This window comes from Glutamicibacter sp. BSL13, assembly GCF_052928425.1.
In genome coordinates this window covers 1-24,603 of sequence record NZ_JAVGCZ010000040.1, presented here as the reverse complement: position 1 = coordinate 24,603, position 24,603 = coordinate 1, and the positions used below count along the sequence as shown (strand labels likewise).

Here is a 24,603-nt window from a genome sequence, read left to right as displayed (position 1 = left end):
GGGCATCCGCCCCCGGCGCCCCCAACAGGGCCTGGAGCTGGGGCAACTGGGCGAAGGCATCGGCCACCGCCCCGGCCAGGGAGCCGGTGAGCACCGCGGCCACCAGCACGGCGGCAGCCCAGCAGAGCATCCGGTTGCGCTCCATGCGCAGCCCAAAGCCCAGCAGGGTACGGCCCAGCAACCCGGCCCTCCCCCGGCCGGCACGCTGGGCAAAGACGGCGGCACCGACCTCCCGCCGGGCCTGCAGCGCGAAGGCGGCAGCGATCAGGAGCACCCCCAGACCCAGCACCAGCCACAGCGGCCAGACGCGCTGCTGAACGAAGAGCCGCTGCTGTTGGATCCACCCAATCGGGCTGGCCCAGGACAGCACACCGCCCCCACGCTGCCCGGCGTCCCCCACGGCACGCAGCAGGTAGGCCAAACCCAGCAGCATTCCCGCCCAGGCGCTGGCCGTGCGCGCCGTCAGGCTCAGCTGCGCACACAGCACCCCGACGCCGGTGAACACCGACCCCAGCAACAGCAGCCCGAGGGCGAATCCAAGGCTGCCGTTGGCCTCGAAGCCGCAGGCCCGCAACGCCAGAAACACCAGCACAGCCGCACCGAGGTTGGCCGTCAGCCCGGTACCCACGGCGGCACCCAGCGGCGCGAACCGGCCCACCGGCAGCGCCCGCAGCAGCTCGGTACGCCCGGCTTCCTCATCGCCCCGGGTGTGGCGCACCGCCAGACGCAGGGACATGATCGCCACGGCCACCGCGAAGCCCCCGAGCAGCTCGTTGGCCGTCATGGCCTGCGGCGTATAGTCCTCCAGTCCGTACCCGGGCCCGGACAACATGGCTCCGGCTGGCAGCCCAATCACCTGTGCCCGGGCCTGCAACCCGTCCGGGCCCATCACGGTGCGCACCGCCTGGACCATGTAGTACAGCAGCCCCGCCATCACCAGTGACCAGACCAGGATGCCCCACCGGGAGGCGAACAGCATCCGCCGCCACAGGAGCAGTGCGGCGCCGAACCCCTGCCGGCGCACACCCACCTGCGCATGCCGGCCCCCGCGCCGGGCACTCATCGTCCCGCCCCGGACTGATAGTGGTGCAGGAACAGCTCCTCCAGGCTCGGCGGGGTGCAGCTGAAGGAGTGCACGGTGTACCCGCCAAGGACCCGCAGCAGCCCGGCCACGCGCTGCTGCTCGATGCTGAACCGGATCAGCCCCTGCTCCTGGTGGACCGCCTCCACTCCCTCCAACCCGCGCAGCCGCTCCAGCGGAATGTCACTGGAAAGCACCACATCGCTGCGAGTCAGGTGGCGCAGCTGTTGCAGGGTTCCGGATTCCACGCTGCGCCCATCGCGGATGATGGTGACGTGGCTGCACAGCTTCTCCACTTCGGCCAGCAGGTGGCTGGAGAGCAGCACGGCGGTGCCGCGCTCGGCCGCTTCCTGCACCGCGTGCTGGAACACGCGTTCCATCAGCGGGTCCAGGCCGCTGGTCGGCTCATCGAGGATCAGCAGATCCACGTCACTGGACAGGGCGGCCACCAGGGCCACCTTTTGCCGGTTGCCTTTGGAATAGGTGCGGGTCTTGCGCCGCGGATCCAGTTCAAAGCGTTCAATCATCTCATCGCGCCGCGCCTTGTCCGCGGCGCCGCGCAGCGCGGTGAGCAGGTCAATCACCTCCCCGCCGGTCAGCTTCGGCCACAGGTTCACCTCCCCGGGGACGTAGGCCAACCGCCGATGCAGGGACACCGCTCCGCGCCACGGATCAGCCCCGAAAAGCCGCACCCGGCCCGCATCGGCACGCAACAGCCCCAACAGCACCCGGATGGTCGTGGTCTTGCCCGACCCATTGGGTCCAAGAAAGCCATGGATCTGACCGGGAGCCAACTCCAAATCCAGGCCCCTTAGCGCCTCGACGCGTCCGAAACTCTTCCTCAGTGCGGAAATCTGGATGATCGCCTCGCCCATTGCGCCCCCTAGCGTGCTCTGTCCGCCCCCTTGGTGGTGACTTAGATGCTAGGCTCCGGGCGACGCCTTGGGAAGAGCCGGAGCCGTCGCCCTGAATCCCGGTGACTTATCACCTTTTGATTAGATGAATTGTCACCTGACTAGCGTCCTAGTGAATTGCGGAGATTTTTCTGCCCCGCCCCCTTCCCAGCCCGTGCGGCATCCGGTATTGTACAACCAAATGGTTGTACAAGAGTTGAGCGATGAGCAGCTGAACCGGGTCTTCCGTGCCTTGGCCGACGCCACACGACGTGACATCGTGCGGCGAACCCTGAACGCCGAGGTCAGCATCTCGGACCTGGCGGCGGACTACGACATGTCCTTCGCCGCGGTGCAAAAGCATGTGGCCGCGCTTCAGGCGGCGGGCCTGGTCAGCAAGATCGCACGTGGCCGCGAACGACTCGTTCGGGGCCAGCCGGAAAGACTCCGGCACATCACGCAAACACTCTCAGCCTTCGAGGACATCTGGCGCCAGCGCATCGAACGCCTCGATGACTTCCTCGCCGACGAGGCACCATCCTAAGGAGCACGCCATGCCCGTCACCTCGGTCCTCAAGGACGCCGACACACTGACCCTCACCGTGCACGCCGAATTCCCCGTGCCGGTCGAACGCCTCTGGCAGGCCTACCTCGACCCGCGCCAGATCGAAAAATTCTGGGGGCCTCCGGGCTACCCGGCCACCTTCACCCGCCACGACGGCTGCGCGAACGGCTTCAGCCACTACTACATGACCTCCCCCGAGGGCGAGACGTTCCACGGCTACTGGCAGTGGAGTGAACTTCTCGAACACAGGCTCTTCGAGGTCATCGACGGCTTCGCCACGGCCGAGGGGGAACCAAATCGGCAACTGCCCACCACCCGGGTCAGCTTCGCCTTCGGCCCGTGGGAAGAAGGCTCGAAATTGACCGTCACCTCCCACTTCAATTCCGTCGAGGACCTGGAGCAGCTGCTGGAAATGGGGATGGATGAAGGCCTGCGCCTGGCCATGGGACAGCTGGACCAGGTGCTGGTCGACCTGGGTGATGTGGCCTTGGCACGGCCCACCGAGGCCCAGCTGCTCAGCGACACGAAGGTGCGCATCAGCCGGGTCATCCGCGGCAGCCGGGAGCAGGTCTGGCACGCCTACCACGACCCCCAAATGCTGCGCCGCTGGATGTTCGGCCCGGACGGCTGGCGGCTGACCGAATGCGTGGTCGGCAGCGAGGTAGGGCAGGAGCACCGTTCCTGGTGGGAACCGCAGGCCGGGTCGGGGCAGGAAGGATTCGGCTTCTGCGGCCGAATCCTGGCCCGCCAGGCCCCGGTCTACGAACGCACCACCGAGCAGATGATCGGCACCGATTCCCCGGTCACCGTCAATGAGCTGACACTGACCCCGGCGCCCGGCGGAACCCTGCTGACCCTGGTGATCACCTACCCGGACGCCCACACCCGCGACTCGATCCTGGGCACCGGCATGACCGACGGGATGGAGGCAAGCTACGCCCGGCTGGACTCCCTGCTCTGACCGTGCGCATCCCGCGCCCCGGCACCCGCCGGGGCGCGGGGCGATGTGCGGCACAGGCTGGACGCCAACCCACCAAGATTGTGAAAGACTTGGATCCATGACTTCCCATAATGTGCGTGCGGGCCTGGACAAGCAGGCAAACCAGGTTCAGGAGATGTTCGACAACGTGGCACCCCGCTACGATCTGCTCAACACCCTGATGACCGGCGGCATCGTCAACTACTGGCGCAAGCTCACCACCGAGGCCGTGAACCCCAAGTCCGGGGAGCGGATCCTGGACCTGGCCGCCGGCACCGGCACCTCCTCGGTTCCCTTCGCACAGGCCGGGGCGAAGGTCACCGCCTGCGACATGTCCCACGGCATGCTTGCCGAGGGCCGCAAGCGCCACCCGGAGCTGGAATTCGTGTACGGGGACGGCACCGATCTGCCGTTTGAGGACGACACCTTTGACGCGGTGACCATCTCCTACGGGCTGCGCAACATCTCCGACACCGAAAAGGCGCTGTCCGAGATGCGTCGGGTCACCAAGCCCGGCGGACGGATTGTGGTGGCGGAGTTCTCCACCCCCACCTTCGCCCCGATCCGGATTGCCTACCAGCAGTTCCTGCCCCGGGTGATTCCGGCGCTGGGCTACCTGGTCTCCTCGAACCCCTCGGCGTACGCCTACCTGGCGGAGTCGATTGCCGCCTGGCCGAACCAGCAGCAGCTTGCCCACAAGTTCCTGGCCGTCGGCTGGCAGAACGTGGAGTTCCGCAACCTCACCGGGGGCATCGTTGCCCTGCACCGGGCAACCAAATAGCATCCGGCCCCAGCCACAGACCCCGAAAGCACCGCCGCGGGCAATGCCTGCGGCGGTGCTTTGCTTCTGTCGGCTTCCGCGCGTGGCATCGGCTGCGCTGGGTGCAATGGCCCACAACTCCGCCGAACAGCACCCGCACTTTGCTAGACTGCACTGCATGAAGACCGAGATCGTCACCGCCTAGCCCAACGAACCGCGCGCACGCGCCCTTGTTCACTACCGGCTGGCCGACCTCAGATCTCGTCGAATTCCCCAAGACGTCGCGTCCCAGCCGGGGCGGCTCTTTTCCTCGATGCCATCTGCAGCCCGTCGCCGGCCGCAACCCGCGCCGAGCACGGCGCCCGAGGAGAATCCCGTGGCTCACTCACCGGCCGTCACCATCCATTCCCTGTCCTTCGCCTGGCCCGACGGCAGCCCCGCGCTGCGGGAAGTCAACGGCACATTCAACACCGGGAAAACCGGCCTGGTGGGCGAGAACGGCGCCGGAAAGTCGACCCTGCTCAAGCTGATCGCCGGGCAGCTTCGCCCCAGCGGCGGGCACGTGGAAACCACCGCGGAGGTCGGCTACCTGCCGCAGAACCTGATCCTGGACGAACAGATGACCGTCGCCGGGCTGCTGGGCATTGAGACCACCCTCGCCGTGCTGCGGGCCATCGAGGCCGGCAGCGTCGAGGTAGCCGATTTCGAGGCCGTCGGCGAGCGCTGGGACATCGAGGCGCGGGCCGAGGCCGAGCTGGCGCGTGTGGGCTTTGGAGCCCAGGACCTTACCCGCGCGGTCACAAGCCTGTCCGGCGGGGAGGCGATGCTGCTGGCCGTCACCGGTCTGCGCCTGGCGCAGCACGGGATCACCCTGCTGGATGAACCGACCAATAACCTTGATCTGCCCACCCGGCGCCAGCTCTACGCAATGCTGCAGACCTGGCCGGGCACCCTGATCGTGGTCAGCCATGACCTGCAGTTGCTGGAATTGATGGAGCAGACCGCCGAGCTGCACGGCGGAACGCTGCGCAGCTTTGGCGGCCCCTACAGCATCTACCGCGAACAGCTGCAGGCAGAACAGGCCGCCGCGCAGCAGGCGGCCCGCAACGCCGAACAGGCGCTGAAGGTGGAAAAGCGCCAACGCGTCGAGGCGGAAACAAAGCTGGCACGGCGTCAGCGGCAGGGCCGGTCCCTGCAGATGAGCGGCAGCATACCGCGCATGGCCGCCGATAACCTGCGCAAGAAATCCCAGGCCTCGGCCGGGGCGATGCGCTCACATCTGGAATCCAAGGTGGACAGCGCGCAGCAGGCCGTGGACGCGGCCGACGCGAAGGTCCGCCAGGTGGAGCAGATCAACCTGGAACTGCCCGACCCGGCGCTGCCGCGCGGACGGCGCATCGCCGAATTCAGCGACGCAGCGACCACCCACAGCATCCAGGGCCCCGAACGGGTCGGCCTAGTGGGCCCGAACGGGGCGGGCAAGACCACGCTGCTGCGCCGGCTGCTTTCCGGCACCGGCCCAACCGATGGCGCGGTGTCGGCCACGCTGCACACCCACCGGGTGGGCTACCTGCCACAGCGCCTGGATTCGCTGGATGAGCACGCCTCGGCGCTGGACAATGTCCGGTCGGCGGCGCCGGGGGCAAGCCCGGGACAAATCCGCAACTTCCTGGCCCGGATGCTGTTGCGCGGCTCCAGTGTGGACCGGGAACTGGGGACGCTCTCGGGCGGTGAGCGGTTCCGCGTCTACCTGGCCACGGTGCTGCTGGCCCAGCCCGCTCCCCACCTGGTCATCCTGGACGAGCCCACCAACAATCTGGACATCTCCAGCGTGGAGCAGCTGGTCCAGGCGCTGCGGGCCTACCACGGTGCGCTGTTGGTGGTCAGCCACGACGAGGCGTTCCTGGCGTCCCTGGGCCTGGACTACCTGCTCAGCCTGGAGCCCGAGGGCTCGCTGCGTCGTGTGGATCCGCCAAAGATTGCCTGAGTTGCGGCCCGGGCCTTCCGGATTCGCCGCATCCTGCCCTTACACTGGGACGAAAGCACGTTTTTCAGCCACGGAAGGCCCCCATGAGCTACCCGCAGCGCACCGTCGAGGTTCAACCCACCGGGCTGGTCATCGACGAGTCCGCCACCTTGTTGTGGCATGACATCCGCCGCGCCTTCATCTACGAAAGCACCTCCGGATCACAGACCCTGACCTGCGCCGAGTTCATCCTCACCGAGGGGTACAGCGTGGAGATCAACAGTGAGATGCCCGGCTGGGATTCGGCGCTTCAGCACCTGCCCCAGCGCATCGAGAACCTGGTGGACGAACGCTAGGCGGTGCCGGGCGTTAGCGACGGCGGGACGTTGACGCGCTGCGGCCCACGCCCTAGGATCGGGCGCATCCCCGCCTCTCCCACTCTCAGGAGCCCCCATGGCCGAAGTCATCTTGTTCCACCACGTGCAGGGCCTGACCGACGGGGTGCGCGCACTGGCAGAAGAATTGGAGCAGGCCGGGCACGTCGTTCACACACCGGACTTCTTTGCCGGCGAATTGCCGCCCGACATTCCCTCCGGGATGGAGCTGGTGCAGCGGCTCGGGCAGGAGACGGTGAACCAGCGGGCCGATGAGCTGGTGGGCGCCCTGCCGCAGGATCTGGTCTATGCCGGGATCTCCTGGGGCGTGATGTTGGCCCAGCGCTTCGCCCAGCAGCGGGCCGGGGCGCGTGGTGCCCTGCTGCTGGAGTCCTTTGTGGACCCGCAGGCCCCCTGGTCCTTCGGGCCGTGGCCGAGTACCGTGCCGGTGCAGATCCACGGCATGGCTGATGACCCGTTTTTCGCCCATGAAGGGGACCTGGACGCGGCGCAGCAGTTCGTGCAGGGTCCGGGCGCCGGGCTGGCGCAGCTTTTCACCTACCCGGGACGGGCCCACCTGTTCACCGACAGTTCCCTGCCCGGCCACGATCCGCAGGCCACTGCGCTGCTGATGCAGCGCGTCGGGGTGTTTCTTGAGCGGCTCGCCGCGTCCCCGGACCGGTCCACGCCATAACCGCCTCGCCGCGGGTGCGCGAAACAAAAACGATCGGGCCCCACGAGGTGTTCCTCGCCGGACCCGATCTTGGTGGTGCGCCCTGTGGGGCTCGAACCCACGACCAATGGATTAAAAGTCCAGTGCTCTACCAACTGAGCTAAAGGCGCACGGCATTTAGCCAAGATCAATGTTACCCGATCACCGCCACCCGCTCTTAATCCGCAGGTCAGCCCGGTGCTGGCTCCCTCCCCCACGGGGTGTGCCAGCTAACTGCCCCCGGGCGCCACGGTGGCGTAGACTGGCTGGCCGCCGCTTTTAGACCACCCACCCAGCAACAGGGAGTATTCTCGACACCATGAAAGGCCCACGCGCAGGTTCCAAGGTCCCCCACGACTCCGGATTCCGCCACCACAAGCCCAAGCCATTCACCCCCCGCGAGTTCGAAGCCTACGTGGGTGGTGCCGATCCCGCGCGCGTTTCGGAGGCCGCGCACCTCTCGGCCCGCGCCTTTGTGCACGGCGGGCTGGCCAACCAGGATCCAAAGGTCAGTGCCCGGCTGGTGGCCGTGGCCGAGGATGAGGGCATCGAGGTGCTGGCCGAGCTGTGGAGCGAAGCCCCGGCCCGCTCGCTGCCCGGTGCCCTGTGGCGGCTGTACGCCATCCGCACCGCGACGCTGAACAACCCGGAGGTGATGGCCACCCGGTTCCGTGCCGGGGCCGAGCGGGCCGAGGTGGACCGGATCGTGGCCGGGGCGGCGGAGCCGCCGACAGCCGATGAGCTGCGCAGGATGGCCGACTCGATTCTCTCCGGCGCCTTTGACGGGGACTTCGCCCATGCCCTGGAACGCACGGCCGCCTATTGCCGGGTCATCGCCCTGGGCATGGCGGAGCATGCGGACGCCGCGGATCTGGCCAATGCGGTGCGCGGCAGCGTGCTGACCCAGCGGGCCACCGCCCTGGTGCGCACCGCCGAGGACCTGGAGGCCTGCGCCCACATGTGGCGCAATGATTGCCTCGATTAGCCGCGGGCGCGATAAGTTGTAGCTTGGCAGATTCCAGGCGACCAGGGCGGGCAGATTGAGCGAAGAACCACGACGGCCAGCTACGGGCACCGGCCGATGGCTTCTGGTTCTGATTCTCACCGCAATTCTCACCCAGACCACGCTGAACCTGGTGCGCCCGGTGACCACCTACAAGCTGCTGACCTTCTCCGCCGGGCCGGTGGCGGTGGGTTTGACCACCGCAGCCTACGCCCTGCTGCCGCTGCTCAGCGCCATGTGGCTGGGAAGGGCCAGTTCCCGCATCCGCCGCATCCGCTACCTGATGCTGGCCGGGGTGCTGCTGTTCGTGCTCGGCGCGGCGGCCATCGCCAGCGCCCCGGGCGTCCTGGTGGTGGCCGCGGGCAGCGCGGTGCTGGGCATGGGCCACCTGATGTTCACCATTGGCGGGCAGTCCTCCATTGCCCGCTTCTTCCCCGATGACCAGTTGGACAAGGGGTTCGGCTGGTTCACGGCCGCCTATTCGGTGGGCCAGTTCCTTGGACCGCTGCTGGGCGGGCTGATCCTGGGCAACGATGCGCAGCTGCAGTCCACACAGCGTTCCGGGGACATCGCCCTATCCCTGTGGCTGGGCGCGGTAATTGCCGCGGCGGCTATCCCGCTGCTGCTGCCGAACCTGCAGCCACGCCGGGCAGGACGCACCGAGGCGGTGGATGGGCCGGCCCGGGCGCAGGGTGCACCGGCGCGCTCCCAGGCCACCATTCTTTCCATCATCAGGATCCCGGGGATGGCCTCGCACATGTTCGCCTCGCTGACGCTGCTGGCGATCATTGACATCCTGGCCGCGTTCCTGCCGCTGGTGGCCGAACATCACGCGGTGGCGCCGACCACCGTCGGGGTGCTGCTGGCGGTGCGCGGCGCCGCCTCGGTGCTCTCCCGGCTGATCCTGCCGTGGGCCTCGAAGCGCTTTGACCGGCAGAAGATGGTGCTGGGAAGCCTCTTCGGCTCCGGGCTGGCCATCGCCCTGGTGCCCCTGCTGATGGAGCACCTGGGCGCGGCCTCGCTGGCGCTGTTCGCCGGCGGGTTCCTGCTGGGCCTGGGCCAGCCGCTGACCATGACCATGGTCTCCACCTCCGTGCCCGGGCAGGACCGCGGGGCTGCGCTGGCGGTGCGGCTCATGGGCAACCGGTTGGGCCAGGTGGTGGTGCCGATGGTGGCCGGCACCGCGGCGGTGGGCCTGGGCCCGGCCGGGGCCATCTGGTTCTGCTGTGCCCTGCTGGCGGCCAGCGGGCTGGAAAAGTCACTGCGCCGCCGCGCCACCTGAGGCCCGGCGGGGCAGGCTCGCCCCGCAGCCGCCGCGTCCGGATGCGTGAGATCCAGCACGGAAGCTGAAATCGGTTGACATCTACCGGGGCAAGCGAGAAAACTGGACTCTGGTGTCGGGCCGCTGGTAACCCCGGGCTCCAACCATTAGCCGCTGCGAGCGGCCTTCCGCCGAGAGGCGTTCCCGGTCCGGCACCACCAATCACGGTTGTTAACCTTCCCGACGTACACTGTTCAACGTCAGTCCTCCCCCAATGAAGTACGACTTGAATGGTGCGCCGTAAATCGTGAAGTTCCAGCTCTTTCCCTCCGCCTCCCGCGGACTTGAATTGTTGCGAGACCTGGCCGCGCTGATTCACGGCGCGGTGGACACCCTGGCCGAAATGATCGGCAACGCCGAGGGCCGGGAGCAGACCCTGCGCTCCCTGGCCGAGGCCGAAACCAAGGCCTCCGACCTGCACCACGCGGTGCTCACCCACTTGCGCACCTCCTACCTGTCCACGCTGCCGCGCGAAGACATGTACACCTTCGCCCGGCTGCTGCACGAGACCATTGAGAAGCTGCGCGGCACCGGCGAGCTGATCGCGCTGGTGGGCTCCACCCCGCTCTCCGCCCGGGCCTCCGAGCAGTTGGACCTGATGGGGCAGCTGGGGGAAATGGCCACCGCCTCGCTGCGCCAGCTGCACCACCTGGATGACCTGGAGGACAACTGGCTGCAGATGCTGCACGTCTCCAAACGCATGGCCCGCACCCATCTGGCCTGGAGCGTGGAGAACGCCTCCTACTCCAAGGCCTCGACCATGCACCGCCACCAGCTGGTGGCCGATCAGCTGCAGGACGCGTGCACCGTCATGCGCCAGTTCACTGACCACCTGGGCCGCGTCCTGGTCAAGGAGTCCTAAGGGCAATGACCACCATCCTGTGCGCTGTGGCCGTGCTGTTGACCCTTGGCTACACCACCCTGAACGGTTTCCGTGACGCCTCCACGGCGGTGGCCGCAGCGGTGCGCACCCGGGCCCTGACCCCGGGCATCGCGGTCACCGTGGCGGCGATCTTCGCCTTTCTGGGCACCCTGGCCAGCTCCAGCTTCGGTTTTTTCCTGGTTAACCGCCTGGATGTCAGCCTGCCCGAGGGCAACGCTGGACTGATGATGTTGATCTGCGCGCTGCTGGCCGCCTCCGGCTGGGGGCTGTTCTGCTGGTGGCGGGGCATGCCGACCTCTTCAACGCACGCGCTGCTCTCCGGGATCGCCGGGGCCACGGGCGCGGCGGTGCTGCTGGGGGCCCTGCCCGGCGGCAGCGGCCTGGACATCCTGGCCAGCGGCGTACTGCTGCCGCTGGTGGTCACCCCAATTGTCGCCTACCTACTGGCCTATTTCCTGGTCCTGCCCGCCACCTGGCTGATCCGCCACGAAACGGCGCGCAATGTCAGCGCCCGTTCACGGGCTGGACAAGCCCTGGGCGCCTGCGCGGTGGCCCTGGGGCTGGGGCTGCAGGACGGACAGCGTTCCGGGGCCATGCTGATGCTGGTATTCATTACCGCCCAGTCCATGGAGCCGGGAACCACCCCCTGGGCCCTGCAGTTGACCGCGGCCGCCTTCCTGGCCTTCGGGGTGTTGCTGGGCGGCTGGCGGATCACCCATACCCTGGAGCACCGGCTGGTGAAGATCGACCCGCTGCGCGGCATGGTCGCCCAGGGGGTGGCCGCGGGGCTGCTGTATGTCGGCGCCCTGCTGCTGCACCTGCCGCTGTCCACCAACCAGTCGGTGACCAGCGCAATCGTCGGTGCCGGCGCCAACCAGCCGTTTGAGTCGGTGATCTGGCGAAACGTCATGCGGGTCGTGGGCCACTGGCTGGCCACCCCGGTGGTGTGTGTCCTAGGCGGCGCCGTCCTGGCGCTGGCGGCCTATCCCCTGACCCAGCTGTAGTCCCAAAGCCAGTCCCGGGGCTCGGGGATGAACAATTCCTCGATGGCGCATTCGAAACAGCCCGCCAGCCGAAAGGCCGGCGGAAGGGACGGGTCATACCGACCTTTCTGCGATGAAATCAACGTCTGCCGCCAGACGCCAGCGCCTGGGCGAGCGCCGACTGGGACAGCCCCAGGACCCTGCGGAATTCGGCCAAGTGGTTCCGCATCAGCCTTCGGCCCGTCTTGGCGAGCGGTAGTGGGCGGCGAAGTCAAGTATCGCCAGCAGCACTGCCACCAGCAGCAGGTCGGTAAACACGGCGCTGGCCGCCCGGCCGTACCAGTGGCTTTCGACCGAGGACGCGACATCTTCGATGGCTGCGGCCAGCATCTTGCGTTCCACGCACAGCGCCCAGCAAAGGGCAACGGTCATGTAAAGCACCATCAGCGCCCCCAATACCGCGCCAAGAACTGGCCCATCCCCGCGATGCTCAGCCCGAAAATCACTCCCATGCCCAGCGCCAGCAGTAGCGCGCAGGCCAGCGACACAGCGATCAGCGTCACCGGCGGGCCTCCAAACAGTGCCCTGTCCCAGCGGAACTTCGCCACCGCCCTAACCATCTCAACACCGTTCCCCTCGACCGATTGCGCCCTGACGGCTGCAGTTGTGGAAGCCGTCGAGGAGCTAGCCTCCCGGTCCGCCGAGGGCCGGCTAAAGACTCCTCTGGTGGGAGTGCTCGACGAGGCCGCCAACGTCTGCTGGTGGCGCGATCTGCTGGCTCGATCTTGTTGGAGATGGGTGAAGCCGCCGCGGTTGCGGACTTACCCTGCCCGGCGTGCAGTCGGTCCAGCACGGCCTATGCCGCACTGGCGCGGCCGGTAGAGGACCGCTGCGCGGAAGATGCGGCAGTAATCCATGTAGGACTGAGTTTCCGGCTGATGCTGCGGGAGCACCCGCCAGGCTTCGTTGCCGTGCCGCCCTGGGGTCGCGTCAGTCCAAAGCATGGTAAAACCGGCGATAGTCCACCAGCCTGGATAAAGAGTGTGACCATGTTCAGCACGTTCTTCTTGGAAAAACGGGCAAAATCGGGCAGCCAAATGACCAGGGCAAGCTTCCTCGACAGGTGGCGTGCGTCTTAAACAGCCAGTGGCCCACCCGCACGCGGGTGGGCCACCGGCCTGATCCCCTCCAGGATCCCCCGGAAGACCCCCTTCCGGACCGCCCGCCGCCAACGGCAGCGGACGAATTCTGTGCTTCCGCGCCTACCCGAAGCGGCCCGAGACGTAGTCCTCGGTGGCCTTCTGGGCAGGGTTGGAGAAAATGGTAGCGGTGTCGTTGTACTCGATGAGCTTGCCCGGCTTGCCGGTGCCGGCAATGTTGAAGAACGCGGTCTTGTCGCTCACCCGGGCCGCCTGCTGCATATTGTGGGTCACGATCACCACGGTGTAGTCGTTCTTCAGCTCATTGATCAGGTCCTCGATCGCCAGCGTGGAAATCGGGTCCAGGGCCGAACAGGGCTCATCCATCAGGATCACGTTCGGCTTGACCGCAATGGTGCGGGCAATGCACAAACGCTGCTGCTGGCCACCGGAAAGGCCGGAGCCGGGCTTGTCCAGGCGGTCCTTGACCTCGTTCCACAGGTTGGCCCCGCGCAGCGACTTCTCCACCAGCGCCTCGGCATCCGAGCGGGAGATCTTCTTGCCGTTCAGCTTCACCCCGGCCAGTACGTTGTCGCGGATGGACATGGTCGGGAACGGGTTCGGGCGCTGGAAGACCATCCCAATCTGGCTGCGCACGGTCACCGGGTCCACCCCGGCCTCATAGAGGTTGTCCCCGTCCAGCAGCACCTCACCCTCGACGCGGCCGCCGGGAATCACTTCGTGCATGCGGTTCAGGGTGCGCAGGAAGGTGGACTTGCCGCAGCCGGAGGGGCCGATGAAGGCGGTGACGGATTTGGCGGCGATGTTGATGTTTACATCCTGCACGGCCAGGAATTTGGAGTAGTAGACGTTCAGGTCTTTGACGTCGATGCGCTTTGACATGGTGGTTGGGTCCTTTGGAAAAACTGTGGGTGACAGGTCCGGAGCCGGTGCGGCTCAACGGCCCTTCTTGGGGGCGAAGATCGAGGCGACCAGGCGGGCGACGAGGTTCAGCGCCATCACCATCAGGATCAGCAGCAGGGCAGCGGCCCAGGCACGCTGGATTGACGGGTCGATGTTCGTCGGGCTGGTCGGGGTCAGGATCTGGTAGTAGATGAACGTGGGCAACGTGGACATCCAGTTGGCGAACACGTTCAGGTTGATGTTGCTGGCGATGCCGGCGGTGACCAGGATCGGGGCGGTCTCACCAATCACCCGGGCAATGGCCAGGGTGACGCCGGAGGCGATGCCGGAGATCGCGGTGGGGATGACCACCTTCAGGATGGTGCGCCAGCGGCGCACGCCCAACGCGTAGGAGGCCTCACGCAGCTCGTTCGGCACGATCTTGAGCATTTCCTCGGTGGAACGCACCACCGTGGGGATCATCAGCACGCTCAGCGCGACGGCCGCGACAATGCCCATGCGGGCGTTGGGACCCAGGATCACCCCGAAGAACGCGGCGGCGAACAGGCCGGCCACGATCGAGGGGATGCCGGTCATCACGTCGACGAAGAATGTGATCGCCCGGGACAGCAGCCCGCCCTTGGAGTATTCGACCAGGTAGATGGCGGTGAGCATGCCCACCGGCACCGAGATGATGGTCGCCCACAGGGTGATCAGCAAGGTGCCCATCAGCGCGTGGTACGCCCCGCCGACGACCGGCCCGCCCTCGGCGACGCTCTGGTTGTCCACCGCACCGGTGACCCCGTTCATTGAACTGGTCAAGAAGTGCAGGCTCATCCCCGGCAGACCCTTTTCCAGCACGGTGTAGATCACCGAGGCCAGCGGGATCAGCGCCAGGATGAAGGCGCCGTAGATCAGGTACAGGGCCAGCGCGTTCTTCCCGCGCCGGGCCCCCTCGACAATGCCGGTGGCCGTGGTGGCCCCGATGACGAACAGCAGCGCCGCGTAGATCGCGAAGCTGGCCACCGAGAATCCGCCCAGGGTGGACAGCGCCGCACCCAGGATGACGGCGCCGGCCGCGGTCGCCGGCACGGCCCAGCGCGGCAGCTTGCCCTTGGCCAGCGCGTTGCGGGTGCGCGGAGCCAGCTCGGCGCGGGACTGGGCGGAGCCGGAGGTGGACTTTGGCTGTGGGGTTTTGGTCAGGCTCATCAGTTCGCTCCCGAGAATTCCTTGTGGCGGGCGATGATGGCCCGGGCAATCATGTTGACCACCAGGGTGATCACGAACAGCACCAGGCCGGCGGCGATCAGCTCAGCCAGTCGCAGGCCGAACGCCTCCGGGAAGTTCAGCGCGATTTCCGCGGCGATGGTCTGGTTGCCGGACTGGATCAGCGACGGGATCAGCGCACCGGTGGACAGCACCAGGGCCACCGCCATCGTTTCGCCCAGGGCGCGGCCCAGGCCCAGCATCACCGCGGAGATGATGCCGGGGCGGGCGAAGGGCAGCACCGCGGTGGTGATCATTTCCCAACGGGTGGCGCCCAGCGCCAGGGCGGCCTCCTCATGCAGCTTCGGGGTCTGCAGGAAGATTTCACGGCACAGCGAGGTGATGATCGGCAGCACCATCACCGCCAGCACGATCCCGGCGGTGAGCATGGTCTTGCCGGTCTGGCTGGCCGGGCCGCCGAAGATCGGGATGAAGCCCAGGTTCTCTGCCAGCCACTGGTAGCCGGGCACCAGGGCCGGGGCCAGCACCAGGTAGCCCCAGGCGCCGTAGATCACCGAGGGGATCGCGGCCAGCAGGTCGATGACGTAGCCCAGCGGGCCGGCGATCGAACGCGGGGCGTAATGGGAGATGAACAAGGCCACCGCGATGCCGATCGGGGTGGCGATCAGCAGGGCGATCGCCGCGGCGATCACGGTGCCGATGATGATCGGGAAAATGTAGGCGAAGAAGCCCTCGCCGCCGGAGATCTCCGCCGGGTCGGCGGTGAAGGTGGGCAGGGCCTGGATGAAGAGGAAGACCGCGACCGCGAACAGGGTCAGCAGGATCAGCACGCCCGCGGACAGCGCCGCGGTGGAGAAAATCCTGTCCCCGGCGCGCCCGGCGGTCGAGCCGCTCTTCAGGGCATTGGTGGTCATGGGATAAGCCTTCTAGTGGGGTCGTATGCCGGCGGGTTTACCGGCGCGAAGGAGGGTTGGAGGGGTGTGGCGCGGGCCGGGCTGCGGCCCGCGCCGGGTGGTGCACTGGCCTATTCGGCCACGGTGATCGAATCGATGGCCGCACCGGCTTGCTCGGCGATGGCCGAGGAGAGCGGGGCGTTGCCGGCCGACTCCTGGGCGGCCTTCTGGCCTTCCTCGGAGACAACGTAGTTGCCAAAGGCCTTGACCAGGTCCACGGTCTGCTGGTCCTTGTAGCTGGAGCAGTACACGTGGTAGGAGACCAGCACGATCGGGTAGGTGCCGGCCTCGGTGGTGTCGCGGGCCAACTCCAGGGCCATGTCGTGCTCACCGCGGCCCTCGACCGGGGTGGCCGCCTCCAGGGCCTTGGCCGCGGCTTCGGCGGAGATTTTGGTGTACTGCTGGCCGACCTTCACGTTCACGGTGGACAGCTTGCCCACCGCGGAGAAGTCGGCGTAGGTGATCGCCCCGTCGGTGCTCGAGGTGGTGGAAACCACCCCGGAGGTGCCCTTGGCGTTCTCCGACTGGATGTCCTTGGGCCAGTCGCCGGAGACCTCGTAGTCCCACACGTCCCCGGCCGCGGCCTTCAGGTACTCCACGAAGTTCTCGGTGGTGCCCGATTCGTCGTTGCGGTGCACCACGGTGATCGCGGTGTCCGGCAGCTGCACGTCCGGGTTCTGGCTGGCGATGGCCTCATCGTTCCACTTGGTGATCTCCTTCTTGAAGATCTTGGCGATGGTCGGCGCATCCAGGTTGATGCTTTCCACGCCCTCCAGGTTGAAGGCGATCGCAATCGGGGAGACGTAGGCCGGCACGTCGATGGCGCCCTCGGGTCCGCAGACCTTCTTCGAGTCGGCCAGCTCCTCTTCGCTCATGTAGGCGTCGGATCCGGCGAACTGGGCGCCGCCGGCCAAGAACGCCTTGCGCCCGGCGCCGGAGCCATCCGGGGAGTACTGCACCTGCGCGCCGGAGTTCGCGGCGGCAAACGCGTTGGTCCAGGCGTCCATGGCCGAGCTCTGGCTGGAGGCGCCGGCGCCGGTCAGGGTGCCCGAAACGCTGGCGGCGGTGTCCTGGTCGCCCGAGGGGCTGCTCTGCGCGGCGCCGGTCGGGTTGTCTGAACCGCAGGCGGTCAGGGCCAGGGCGGCCACGGACAGCACAGCGGCCGCACTGGAGAGGCGTTTGAAGTTCACGAGTGTTTCCCCCATATTCAGGAATTGCGGTGTGGTGTGACCGCCATACAGGCTTTAGGTCTGCCTTGAGCGTAGGCAGTGCAGGTAACCAGCACCCCCGGCGAAGGTGAACGGAAGGTTAACACCGCCGCGCGCCGCTATGAACCGCCTCACATCCCGGCGTCCCAAGCCCCACCATCGACAGTGCGTCATGATGCCCCCATCGGCGCGGCAGGCGTGAAAGACTGGTTGTCATGGCCAGTGCACCGAACCTCAGGCGCGCCCGGCTCTTCGTGCGCCAGCGCAACCGGGTGGGGCTCACCCGTGCCTGGAACTCCCTGCCGCGCATTATCCGGATGACCATCGCGGCGATCGGCGCATACTGGATCGCCGACTCCCTGCTGGGGCACACCCAGCCGATCTTCGCCGCCACCAGCGCGCTGGTGGCCTCCGGCTTCGGCACCGCCACCACCATGCGCAAGGTGCTGGAGGTGGCGGTGGGATGCACCCTGGGGGTGGCGATGGGCGACTTCCTGATGCACTGGTGGGGCCAGGGGCTGTGGCAGGCCGCCGCGGTGATGTCGCTGAGCCTGCTGGTGGCCCGCTACCTGAACTCCGGGCCGATCTTCTCCACCCAGCTGGGCATGCAGTCCGCGCTGGTGGTGCTGCTGCCGATCTCGGTGGATGGGCCCTTTGCCCGCTCCCTGGATGCGGTGGTGGGGGTCAGCCTGGCGATCCTGCTGATGATCCTGCTGCCCAGCGATTCGCGGCGCACCCCGATCGCGGCGCTGTCCGAGCTGCTGCGCGAGATGGCCGAGGTGCTGCTGGAATGCTCCTGGGCGGTGCGCGATGACGACCACCGTTCCGCGTTCCATGCCCTGGTCAAGGCGCGCGGCACCCAACGCCACGTGGACAAGCTGCCGGCCGCCTTCTCCGCCGCGCTGGAGGTGGCCACCTTCGCCCCCACCCAGCGCCGGCACCGCCAGGAAATCCGCCAGCTCTCCGAACGCAGTGACCACTTCGATTTGGCCGCCCGCAACCTGCGGGTGGTGGTGCGCCGCCTGGCGGCCGTGCTGAGCCAAAGCGCGCTGAGCGCCGAGGGGGCCGAGCAGATCACCGCACTGCTGCGCGAACTGTCCGAGGCGGTGGGCACGCTGGCGCATTCGGTGCGGGAACCCACCGTGGCCGGGCAGCACAAGTACGAGCGGCTGGCCCGCCACCAGCTGCAGGACTGCGCTGCGAAGCTGGACCCGCACCAGATGGGCATCGAGGGGTTGCAGGGCGAGGGCCTGGTGCTGCTGCTGCGCCCGATGGTGGTGGACCTGCTCAAGGCCGCCGGCGCGGACACCGAGGAGGCCACCTCCGCCCTGCCCCCGCTGCACCGCTAGGCGCCCATGCCCGAACTGTCCGGTCCCGTAGGTAGCATGAATCCATGAGCAAGACCGCGCGTACGAAGAATTCCGCCAAGTTCCGCTGCGCCGAATGCGGCTGGACCACCGCCAAATGGGTGGGGCGCTGCGCCGAATGCCAGGCCTGGGGCACCGTGGAGGAAGTCGGGGTCGTTGCCGCGCGCACCACCGCCGCCGCCCGGGTGGCCAACCCCGCCCAGCCGATCGCCGCCATCGACGCCTCCCAGGCCGCGTTCCGCACCAGCGGGGTCACCGAACTGGATCGGGTGCTGGGAGGCGGGCTGGTGCCTGCCGCGGCGATCCTGCTGGCCGGGGAACCCGGAGTGGGCAAGTCCACGCTGCTGCTGGATGTCGCCGCCAAGGCCGCCCGCAGCGGGCTGCGCGTGCTCTACCTGACCGGGGAGGAATCCGCCCCACAGGTGAAGTCCCGGGCCGAACGCATCGACGCGGTCGCCGATTCGCTCTACCTGGCCGCGGAAACCGACCTGGCCCTGGCGTTGGGACAGATTGCGGAGATTGACCCGCAGCTGCTGATCCTGGACTCGGTGCAGACCTTCTCCAGCGCGGATGTGGACGGGGCCTCGGGCGGGGTGTCCCAGGTGCGCGAGGTCGCGGCCAGCATCATCAACGCCGCGAAGACCCGGGCCATGACCACCATCATGGTGGGGCACGTGACCAAGGACGGCTCGGTCGCCGGGCCGCGGCTGCTGGAGCACCTGGTGGATGTGGTCTGCCAGTTTGACGGGGAGAAGCATTCGCGGCTGCGGCTGCTGCGCGCCCTGAAGAACCGCTACGGGCCGACCGATGAGGTCGGCTGCTTTGACCTGACCGAGGATGGGATCGAGTCCCTGTCGGATCCCTCGCGGCTGTTTGTCACCCGCACCAAGCACCCGGTGCCCGGCACCTGCATCACCGTCACCCTGGAGGGGCGCCGGCCCCTGGTGGCGGAGGTGCAGTCGCTGCTCTCGCGTTCCGCCGGCCCGGCCCCACGCCGGGCCACCAGCGGCCTGGACGCGGCCCGGGCCCAGATGGTGTTGGCGGTGCTGCAGGCCAGGGCGCGCATGGACCTGTCCGGGATGGACTCCTACATCGCCACCGTGGGAGGGGTGAAGCTCTCCGAACCGGCCACCGACCTGGCCTGCACCCTGGCGGTGGCCTCCTCGATGCATGACTTCGCGCTGCCGCAGGACTTCGTGGCGTTCGGGGAGGTCGGACTGGCCGGGGAGGTGCGCCAGGTCCCGGAGATTTCCCGGCGGGTGACCGAGGCGGCCCGGCTGGGCTTCTCCTTCGCCATGGTTCCGGCCACCCCGCAGCCGTTGAAGAACATCCCGGCCGGGATCAGGGTGTTCCAGGTCGAATCGATCGCCGAGGCGCTGGATCTGGCATTCAACCAACGCCAGAACCAGGCAGGATAGGATTGATCCGTCCCGCCCGAAAGGAATCACCAGGTGCAACGAGAACCCTCCGGCGAACTGCTTGGCACCCTGGCGCGGATCGCGCCGGGCACCGAACTGGCCATGGGGATTGAGCGGATCCAGCGCGGGCGCACCGGGGCACTGATCGTGTTGGGCTACGACCAGGTGGTCGAATCGATCTGTTCGGGCGGCTTCCACATTGACATTGACTTCTCCCCCACCCGGCTGCGCGAGCTGGCGAAAATGGACGGGGCGATCATCTGCGACGAGTCCGGGGGACGGATCCTGCAGGCCGGGGTGCAGCTGATGCCCGATGCGGCGCTGCCCACCGCCGAATCCGGCACGCGGCACCGCACCGCCGAACGCGTGGCCCTGCAGACCGGCTTCCCGGTGGTGGCGGTGTCCTCCTCCATGCAGACCATCACCCTGTACGCCGGTTCCGAACGCCATGTGCTGGAAACCAGTGAACGCCTGCTGGTGCGCGGCAACCAGGCCATCGCCACCCTGGAGCGCTACCGGCACCGCCTGGACCAGGTCACCAGCGCCCTGACCGCCGCGGAGATCGAGGACGCGGCCACCGTGCGTGACGTGCTGGCGGTGCTGCAGCGCACCGAGATGGTGCGCCGCACCAGCCAGGACATCTCCCGCCAGGTCCTGGAGCTGGGTGCGGACGGGCGGCTGCTGGCCGCCCAGCATGCCGAGCTGCTGGCGGGGGTGAAGACCGACAACCAGATGGTGCTGCGGGACTACCCGGACCTGGCCGGCGGGGCGCAGCACCTCGCCGAGGCGCTGGCCCGCCTGGAGCAGGTGCCCGACGCGCTGCTGATTGAACTGGATGCACTGCTGCGGGTGCTGATCCCGCAGGCTCCGCTGAGCCTGGATGATGCGCTGACCCCGCGCGGCTACCGGATGCTCTCGCTGATCCGCAGCCTGCCGCGCGCCGTCGGCGAGCGCCTGGTGGAGAAGTTTGGTGACCTGCAGCTGCTGATGGCCGCGTCCACGGCCGAACTGATTCAAGTCGAGGGCATCGGGGAACAGCGGGCCCGCTCCATCCGCGAAGGGCTGGCCAGGATGGCCGAGTCCTCCCTGCTGGACCGCTATCTGTAGCGGCTACTTCAGTTCAAAGGACTTCGGTTCGGACTCCAGCTCGCCCAGCAGCGCGGTAAACCGGTAGGTGCCGGGACGCGGCTGCACGTTCACGGCCTTGCACCCGGGGGCCGACCGTTCCTTCTGCCAGGTGAAGCGCGCGTTCTCCTGTTGTCCGGGCTTGAAGTCCAAGATGACGTCCTCCCCGTTCTGGGCGCAGTCGGCCGTGGAGAAGATGCGGTCCGAGCCGCTCATCACCCGGAACTCCTGTTGACTGGTGCCCACATTGATCTTGCATTCGGATTCCGAGGCGTTCTTCACCTGCAGGATCAGCACCGGGTCCTGGTCCGCGGTGTAGGACGCGGCGTCGGTGGCGGCGCTGAGCTCAATATCCGATTCCGCGCACATGCCCTCCGGCGACTGGGAGGCAGTCTCACTCTCGGGCTCACTTTCGGGCTGCTGGCCCGGCTCCGGCTGCTGTGGCTGCTCGTTTGCGGCCGGCGGCTTCTCCTCGCCGCCCAGGGCCGAGACCACCGCAACCACACCCCAGACAAGCAGACCCACCAGCAGCAGTGCGATGACTGCCACGGTGATCCGCCGGCGCCGGTAGACGCTGGTCGGCAGCCTGCCCTGCGGTGCTTTACTCATAGCTCAAGGCTAGTTCATTGCGGTGCGCTTCCCGGTGATTTCGCGGTGATTCCCTGACCGGGGGTGCCAGGCCATACAGTGGTGGGGTGCACGAAATCCACGAGCTGATCAACCACTGGTACCACGCCAATGCGCGCACCCTGCCCTGGCGGGAGCCCGGGGCCTCCGGGTGGGCGGTCATGGTCAGTGAGTTCATGCTCCAGCAGACCCCGGTGGTGCGGGTGCTGCCGGTGTGGGAGCAGTGGATGCAACGCTGGCCGCGCCCCCAGGACCTGGCCGCCGAACCGGTCTCCGAAGCGATTCGGGCGTGGGGGCGGCTGGGCTACCCGCGGCGGGCAATGCGCCTGCATGCCGCAGCGGTGGAGATCACCACCGAGCACAACGGGATGGTCCCGCGCACTGAGGAGCAGTTGCGCGCCCTGCCGGGAGTGGGCGACTACACCGCCGCCGCCATCGCCTGTTTCGCCTTCGATAAACCCACCGTCGTGGTGGACACCAACATCCGCCGGGTGCAGGCCCGGCTCTTCGGCGGCGCGGCGCTGCCCGAACCCAGCCCCCGGGCCAGCGAGTTCGCCCGCGCCCGCCAGGTTCAGCCCGAGGACCATGAAGCAGCCGTCACCTGGAACATCTCCGTCATGGAGCTGGGGGCGCTGGTGTGCACCGCGCGCAGCCCCAAATGCTCCCAGTGCCCGGTGTTCGCCCATTGTGCCTGGGTGGCCGCCGGGCAGCCGGCCCCGCACTACACGCCCAAGGGGCAGGCCTGGCACGGGACCGACCGGCAAGTGCGCGGGGCAATCATGGCGGTGCTGCGGGCCGGCGAGCAGGCCGTGGATCCCGCCGTGTTCCTGGCCGACCTGGCGATGCAGCAAGACCCGGTGTTCACGCCGCTGCAGAAGCTTGATGCGCCGCTCCAGCAGCGCCAGCGGGCGCTGTCCGGGCTGCTGGCCGACGGCCTGGCGGCCAGCGGCGATGAAGGAATCGTGCTGCCCAGCTAGGCCGGACAGTCCGGGGGCATCAGAACTGCAGAATCATGCGGGTGTTGCCCAGGGTGTTGGGTTTAACCCTTGCCAAGTCCAGGAACTCGGCCACGCCCTCATCGCGCGAGTGCAGAAGTTCGGCATACACCGCCGGGTCAACGGCGCTCTGGTCGGCCATGACGCTGAAGCCATGCCGCTCAAAGAACTCGACCTCGAAGGTCAGGCAAAAAATCCGGTGCACCCCCAGATCGCGGGCCCGGCGCAGCAACTCGTTGATCAGCCCGGTGCCCACTCCCTGCCCGCGCCAGGATTCGGCGGAGGCCAGGGTGCGCACTTCGGCGATGTCCTCCCAGATCACGTGCAGCCCCCCGCAACCGATGACCTGCCCTGCCGCATCCTCCGCGACCACGAACTCCTGGATGGATTCGTAGTAGGTCACCGCCTCCTTGTCCAGCAGGATGCGCTGCTCGGCCAGGGGCCGGACTAGATCGCGGATGGCGTGGACGTCGGTGGTGCGGGCGGGACGGACGGTAAAAGAACTCACCTTATTGATCCTATGCCCCGCACCGTGGGCAGCTGGCGAAGTTTACCCCTGTATTTCGGATCTGTTTGCCCACCTTCCTGCCCGCTGCGTGCGGCAGGCAGGCGGAAGGCGGCCTGTTGTAAGAATCCTGCCGCAAGCCGCTGGGCGAGGCAGCGCTGTGCCAGACTAGTGGGGTTCACCCCGATGGCGGGCGCAAAGGAGGATGGGGCCACATGCACACCGGCGCGCGACGTCCTGGACTGGGGTTGTTGGCGGTGCTGCTCAGCGCGGTGGGCATCGCCCCACTGCTGAACTACGGGCTCAGTGCCCCCAGTGACCTGATCATTCGGGAGCTGGGCATCTCCGAGGCGCAGTTCGGACTGCTGGCCACCGTCTGCTTTGGCTTCGCCGCGGTCGGCAATGCCGTGTTCAGCAAGTTCAGCGACCGGCAGCCGGACCGCACCCTGATGCTGCTGATCTTCGGCGCCGCCGCGGTATCGATGGGGCTGGCGTCCCTGCCCGGCGGCTACCTGCTGCTGCTGGCCGCCGCGGCGCTGTCCGGGTTGGCGCAGTCGTTCCCCAACGGGGTCACCAACCGGGTGCTGGCCCAGCGCGTGCCCAGTGCCCAGCGCATCGCCTGGACCGGGGTGAAGCAGTCCGGGGTGCAGGTCAGCCAGTTGGTGGGCAGTATCGGCTTCCCGCTGCTGGCCGCCTGGATTGGCTGGCATGGGGCCAGCCTGGTTGGCGCGGTCGCCGCTGGCGTGCTGGGCCTGGCGGCGGTGCGGGTGCTGGCCGCGGTGCCGCTGTTGGCGCAGGACGCCCCGCCCCGGGCCGCCGAAGCGGCACCGGTTCCCACGACGGCGGGCGGCTCGACACGCTCAATGATCCTGGCGTTGACGGTGTTCGGCTTCATCAACGGGATGGGTGTACAGGCCACGAACGTGTACCTGCCGTTGTTTGCGGTCCGGGAACTGGATTTCTCCCTGGTGCTTGGTGGACTGACGGCGGCGGCCGCCGGGGCCATCGGGGTCACTGCCCGGGTGGGCTGGGGCCGGATGATGTCGCGTGGGATCTCCGCGCCGCGGCTGCTGCTGCTTCTGGCGGTGCTGGCGCTGGCCGGCGCCGGCACATTCCTGCTGGCGGAATCCTGGCACTGCCCCACCCTGCTGTGGCTGGCCGTGGCCTTGCACGGCGCGTCCGCCCTGGGCGTTTCGGTGGTGCTGATGGCGGCCCTGCTGCGCGCGGTTCCGGCCTCCCTGATGGGAAGCGCCAGCGGGATCTTCTCCGCCGGGCAGTTTGGCGGGTTCACCATTGGCCCCCTGGTGATGGGGATGGTGATCTCCTCGGCCGGGGGTTTCACCCTGGGCTGGCTCATGGTGGCCGGGATCTACCTTTGCTGTACGGTGTTGGGGGTCTTGCTGGTGCTGCGGGCCCGCCGGCGCGGCTGAGCACTCAGTGCGACCCGTGGCGCCCGACGCCAAAGGGCGGCTCGACGGGTATGTCCGTCGAACCGCCCTTCGGTTCTGGTCGGGGTGCTGGCCCCGGGGGTCAGCCCTCGATGGCCGCCGGGGCCGGCTCGCCTTCCAGCTGGCCGTTGCCGCCTTCGGCGCGGAAGGTGAACTTCTCGGCGCCGG

General features: G+C 68.0%; 23 protein-coding genes, 1 tRNA gene and 1 pseudogene. 15 read left to right on the top strand and 10 right to left on the bottom strand.

The window, feature by feature from the left end; all coding sequences use genetic code 11:
• A pseudogene (locus tag RCJ92_RS09120) lies at window positions 1–1,063 on the bottom strand (ABC transporter permease); the annotation flags it as partial.
• Entirely contained in the window at window positions 1,060–1,956 is an 897-nt protein-coding gene (locus RCJ92_RS09115; RefSeq protein ID WP_446754372.1) for an ABC transporter ATP-binding protein, read from the bottom strand. The pseudogene RCJ92_RS09120 and the gene RCJ92_RS09115, both read right to left, overlap by 4 nt.
• Window positions 1,957–2,176: 220 nt before the next feature.
• On the opposite strand from RCJ92_RS09115, the gene RCJ92_RS09110 reads away from it, so the two are divergent.
• The 6 genes from RCJ92_RS09110 (at window position 2,177) to RCJ92_RS09085 (ending at window position 7,312) form a co-directional block, all read left to right on the top strand.
• Window positions 2,177–2,518 (top strand): ArsR/SmtB family transcription factor, encoded by a 342-nt coding sequence (locus RCJ92_RS09110; protein ID WP_446754371.1) that lies wholly within the window; start codon window positions 2,177–2,179, stop codon window positions 2,516–2,518.
• Between the two features lie 10 nt (window positions 2,519–2,528).
• Window positions 2,529–3,500: an SRPBCC family protein gene (locus RCJ92_RS09105; protein ID WP_446754370.1), complete on the top strand. Its 972-nt coding sequence runs from the start codon at window positions 2,529–2,531 to the stop codon at window positions 3,498–3,500.
• A 97-nt stretch (window positions 3,501–3,597) separates the two neighbouring features.
• A complete protein-coding gene (locus tag RCJ92_RS09100) occupies window positions 3,598–4,299 on the top strand; it encodes a demethylmenaquinone methyltransferase (RefSeq protein ID WP_138925432.1) in 702 nt (233 codons plus the stop codon).
• A 355-nt stretch (window positions 4,300–4,654) separates the two neighbouring features.
• Entirely contained in the window at window positions 4,655–6,265 is a 1,611-nt protein-coding gene (locus tag RCJ92_RS09095; RefSeq protein ID WP_446754369.1) for an ABC-F family ATP-binding cassette domain-containing protein, read from the top strand.
• 83 nt (window positions 6,266–6,348) lie between these two features.
• On the top strand, window positions 6,349–6,600 hold the full coding sequence (locus RCJ92_RS09090; RefSeq protein ID WP_138174689.1) for a hypothetical protein: 252 nt from the start codon (window positions 6,349–6,351) through the stop codon (window positions 6,598–6,600).
• A 97-nt stretch (window positions 6,601–6,697) separates the two neighbouring features.
• Window positions 6,698–7,312, top strand: a complete 615-nt coding sequence (locus RCJ92_RS09085) for a dienelactone hydrolase family protein (RefSeq protein ID WP_138174691.1) — start codon at window positions 6,698–6,700, stop codon at window positions 7,310–7,312.
• Between the two features lie 73 nt (window positions 7,313–7,385).
• On the opposite strand, the gene RCJ92_RS09080 is transcribed toward RCJ92_RS09085, so the two are convergent.
• Window positions 7,386–7,461: transfer RNA gene (locus RCJ92_RS09080), tRNA-Lys, on the bottom strand.
• Window positions 7,462–7,649: 188 nt separating this feature from the next.
• On the opposite strand from RCJ92_RS09080, the gene RCJ92_RS09075 reads away from it, so the two are divergent.
• The 4 genes from RCJ92_RS09075 to RCJ92_RS09060 all read left to right on the top strand — a co-directional run bounded on the left by RCJ92_RS09075 (window position 7,650) and on the right by RCJ92_RS09060 (window position 11,541).
• Window positions 7,650–8,315 carry a hypothetical protein gene (locus RCJ92_RS09075; protein WP_138174693.1) on the top strand — a complete coding sequence of 222 codons (666 nt, stop codon included), beginning with the start codon at window positions 7,650–7,652 and terminating at the stop codon, window positions 8,313–8,315.
• Between the two features lie 55 nt (window positions 8,316–8,370).
• A complete protein-coding gene (locus RCJ92_RS09070) occupies window positions 8,371–9,615 on the top strand; it encodes an MFS transporter (RefSeq protein ID WP_446754368.1) in 1,245 nt (414 codons plus the stop codon).
• A 286-nt stretch (window positions 9,616–9,901) separates the two neighbouring features.
• Entirely contained in the window at window positions 9,902–10,516 is a 615-nt protein-coding gene (locus tag RCJ92_RS09065; RefSeq protein ID WP_138925428.1) for a hypothetical protein, read from the top strand.
• Window positions 10,517–10,521: 5 nt separating this feature from the next.
• Window positions 10,522–11,541, top strand: coding sequence for an inorganic phosphate transporter (locus RCJ92_RS09060; protein WP_138925427.1), 1,020 nt, complete (start codon window positions 10,522–10,524; stop codon window positions 11,539–11,541).
• A 207-nt stretch (window positions 11,542–11,748) separates the two neighbouring features.
• On the opposite strand, the gene RCJ92_RS09055 is transcribed toward RCJ92_RS09060, so the two are convergent.
• From RCJ92_RS09055 to pstS, 5 genes are all read right to left on the bottom strand, one after another.
• Window positions 11,749–11,952, bottom strand: coding sequence for a hypothetical protein (locus RCJ92_RS09055; RefSeq protein WP_446754367.1), 204 nt, complete (start codon window positions 11,950–11,952; stop codon window positions 11,749–11,751).
• Between the two features lie 830 nt (window positions 11,953–12,782).
• A complete protein-coding gene (pstB, locus tag RCJ92_RS09050) occupies window positions 12,783–13,562 on the bottom strand; it encodes a phosphate ABC transporter ATP-binding protein PstB (protein ID WP_138174705.1) in 780 nt (259 codons plus the stop codon).
• Between the two features lie 54 nt (window positions 13,563–13,616).
• A complete protein-coding gene (gene pstA / locus RCJ92_RS09045) occupies window positions 13,617–14,771 on the bottom strand; it encodes a phosphate ABC transporter permease PstA (RefSeq protein ID WP_138925424.1) in 1,155 nt (384 codons plus the stop codon).
• Window positions 14,771–15,703, bottom strand: coding sequence for a phosphate ABC transporter permease subunit PstC (pstC, locus tag RCJ92_RS09040; RefSeq protein ID WP_138174709.1), 933 nt, complete (start codon window positions 15,701–15,703; stop codon window positions 14,771–14,773). Before pstC ends, pstA begins: the two co-directional genes overlap by 1 nt.
• 110 nt (window positions 15,704–15,813) lie before the next feature.
• A complete protein-coding gene (gene pstS, locus RCJ92_RS09035) occupies window positions 15,814–16,947 on the bottom strand; it encodes a phosphate ABC transporter substrate-binding protein PstS (RefSeq protein ID WP_446754366.1) in 1,134 nt (377 codons plus the stop codon).
• Between the two features lie 218 nt (window positions 16,948–17,165).
• Here pstS and RCJ92_RS09030 point away from each other — a divergent pair, with 218 nt between their 5' ends.
• From RCJ92_RS09030 to disA, 3 genes are read left to right on the top strand one after another with little or no spacing between them, the layout of a single operon-like run.
• A complete protein-coding gene (locus RCJ92_RS09030; protein ID WP_138925421.1) occupies window positions 17,166–18,299 on the top strand; it encodes an FUSC family protein in 1,134 nt (377 codons plus the stop codon).
• A gap of 44 nt (window positions 18,300–18,343) precedes the next feature.
• Window positions 18,344–19,735, top strand: a complete 1,392-nt coding sequence (gene radA, locus RCJ92_RS09025; protein WP_446754365.1) for a DNA repair protein RadA — start codon at window positions 18,344–18,346, stop codon at window positions 19,733–19,735.
• A 33-nt stretch (window positions 19,736–19,768) separates the two neighbouring features.
• Window positions 19,769–20,842, top strand: coding sequence for a DNA integrity scanning diadenylate cyclase DisA (gene disA / locus RCJ92_RS09020; RefSeq protein WP_446754364.1), 1,074 nt, complete (start codon window positions 19,769–19,771; stop codon window positions 20,840–20,842).
• A 3-nt stretch (window positions 20,843–20,845) separates the two neighbouring features.
• On the opposite strand, the gene RCJ92_RS09015 is transcribed toward disA, so the two are convergent.
• Complete coding sequence (locus RCJ92_RS09015; protein ID WP_446754363.1) at window positions 20,846–21,469, bottom strand: hypothetical protein; 624 nt, start codon at window positions 21,467–21,469, stop codon at window positions 20,846–20,848.
• A gap of 86 nt (window positions 21,470–21,555) precedes the next feature.
• Between RCJ92_RS09015 and RCJ92_RS09010 the strand changes: the two genes are divergently transcribed.
• On the top strand, window positions 21,556–22,464 hold the full coding sequence (locus tag RCJ92_RS09010; RefSeq protein WP_138925418.1) for an A/G-specific adenine glycosylase: 909 nt from the start codon (window positions 21,556–21,558) through the stop codon (window positions 22,462–22,464).
• Between the two features lie 19 nt (window positions 22,465–22,483).
• On the opposite strand, the gene RCJ92_RS09005 is transcribed toward RCJ92_RS09010, so the two are convergent.
• Window positions 22,484–22,990 carry an amino-acid N-acetyltransferase gene (locus RCJ92_RS09005; protein ID WP_138174721.1) on the bottom strand — a complete coding sequence of 169 codons (507 nt, stop codon included), beginning with the start codon at window positions 22,988–22,990 and terminating at the stop codon, window positions 22,484–22,486.
• Window positions 22,991–23,202: 212 nt separating this feature from the next.
• On the opposite strand from RCJ92_RS09005, the gene RCJ92_RS09000 reads away from it, so the two are divergent.
• Window positions 23,203–24,417: an MFS transporter gene (locus tag RCJ92_RS09000; RefSeq protein ID WP_446754362.1), complete on the top strand. Its 1,215-nt coding sequence runs from the start codon at window positions 23,203–23,205 to the stop codon at window positions 24,415–24,417.
• Window positions 24,418–24,603 lie beyond the last annotated feature (186 nt).

Bases quoted from the DNA above. Each gene is read 5' to 3' on its own strand.
- RCJ92_RS09055 (WP_446754367.1), bottom strand. From the start codon at position 11,952: ATGACCGTTGCCCTTTGCTGGGCGCTGTGCGTGGAACGCAAGATGCTG.
- pstS (WP_446754366.1), bottom strand. From the start codon at position 16,947: ATGGGGGAAACACTCGTGAACTTCAAACGCCTCTCCAGTGCGGCCGCT.
- RCJ92_RS09100 (WP_138925432.1), top strand. From the start codon at position 3,598: ATGACTTCCCATAATGTGCGTGCGGGCCTGGACAAGCAGGCAAACCAG.
- RCJ92_RS09085 (WP_138174691.1), top strand. From the start codon at position 6,698: ATGGCCGAAGTCATCTTGTTCCACCACGTGCAGGGCCTGACCGACGGG.
- pstA (WP_138925424.1), bottom strand. From the start codon at position 14,771: ATGAGCCTGACCAAAACCCCACAGCCAAAGTCCACCTCCGGCTCCGCC.
- RCJ92_RS09000 (WP_446754362.1), top strand. From the start codon at position 23,203: ATGCACACCGGCGCGCGACGTCCTGGACTGGGGTTGTTGGCGGTGCTG.
- RCJ92_RS09015 (WP_446754363.1), bottom strand. From the start codon at position 21,469: ATGAGTAAAGCACCGCAGGGCAGGCTGCCGACCAGCGTCTACCGGCGC.
- RCJ92_RS09030 (WP_138925421.1), top strand. From the start codon at position 17,166: ATGGCCAGTGCACCGAACCTCAGGCGCGCCCGGCTCTTCGTGCGCCAG.
- pstC (WP_138174709.1), bottom strand. From the start codon at position 15,703: ATGACCACCAATGCCCTGAAGAGCGGCTCGACCGCCGGGCGCGCCGGG.
- RCJ92_RS09060 (WP_138925427.1), top strand. From the start codon at position 10,522: ATGACCACCATCCTGTGCGCTGTGGCCGTGCTGTTGACCCTTGGCTAC.
- RCJ92_RS09075 (WP_138174693.1), top strand. From the start codon at position 7,650: ATGAAAGGCCCACGCGCAGGTTCCAAGGTCCCCCACGACTCCGGATTC.
- RCJ92_RS09090 (WP_138174689.1), top strand. From the start codon at position 6,349: ATGAGCTACCCGCAGCGCACCGTCGAGGTTCAACCCACCGGGCTGGTC.
- RCJ92_RS09110 (WP_446754371.1), top strand. From the start codon at position 2,177: ATGGTTGTACAAGAGTTGAGCGATGAGCAGCTGAACCGGGTCTTCCGT.
- RCJ92_RS09105 (WP_446754370.1), top strand. From the start codon at position 2,529: ATGCCCGTCACCTCGGTCCTCAAGGACGCCGACACACTGACCCTCACC.
- RCJ92_RS09115 (WP_446754372.1), bottom strand. From the start codon at position 1,956: ATGGGCGAGGCGATCATCCAGATTTCCGCACTGAGGAAGAGTTTCGGA.
- radA (WP_446754365.1), top strand. From the start codon at position 18,344: ATGAGCAAGACCGCGCGTACGAAGAATTCCGCCAAGTTCCGCTGCGCC.
- pstB (WP_138174705.1), bottom strand. From the start codon at position 13,562: ATGTCAAAGCGCATCGACGTCAAAGACCTGAACGTCTACTACTCCAAA.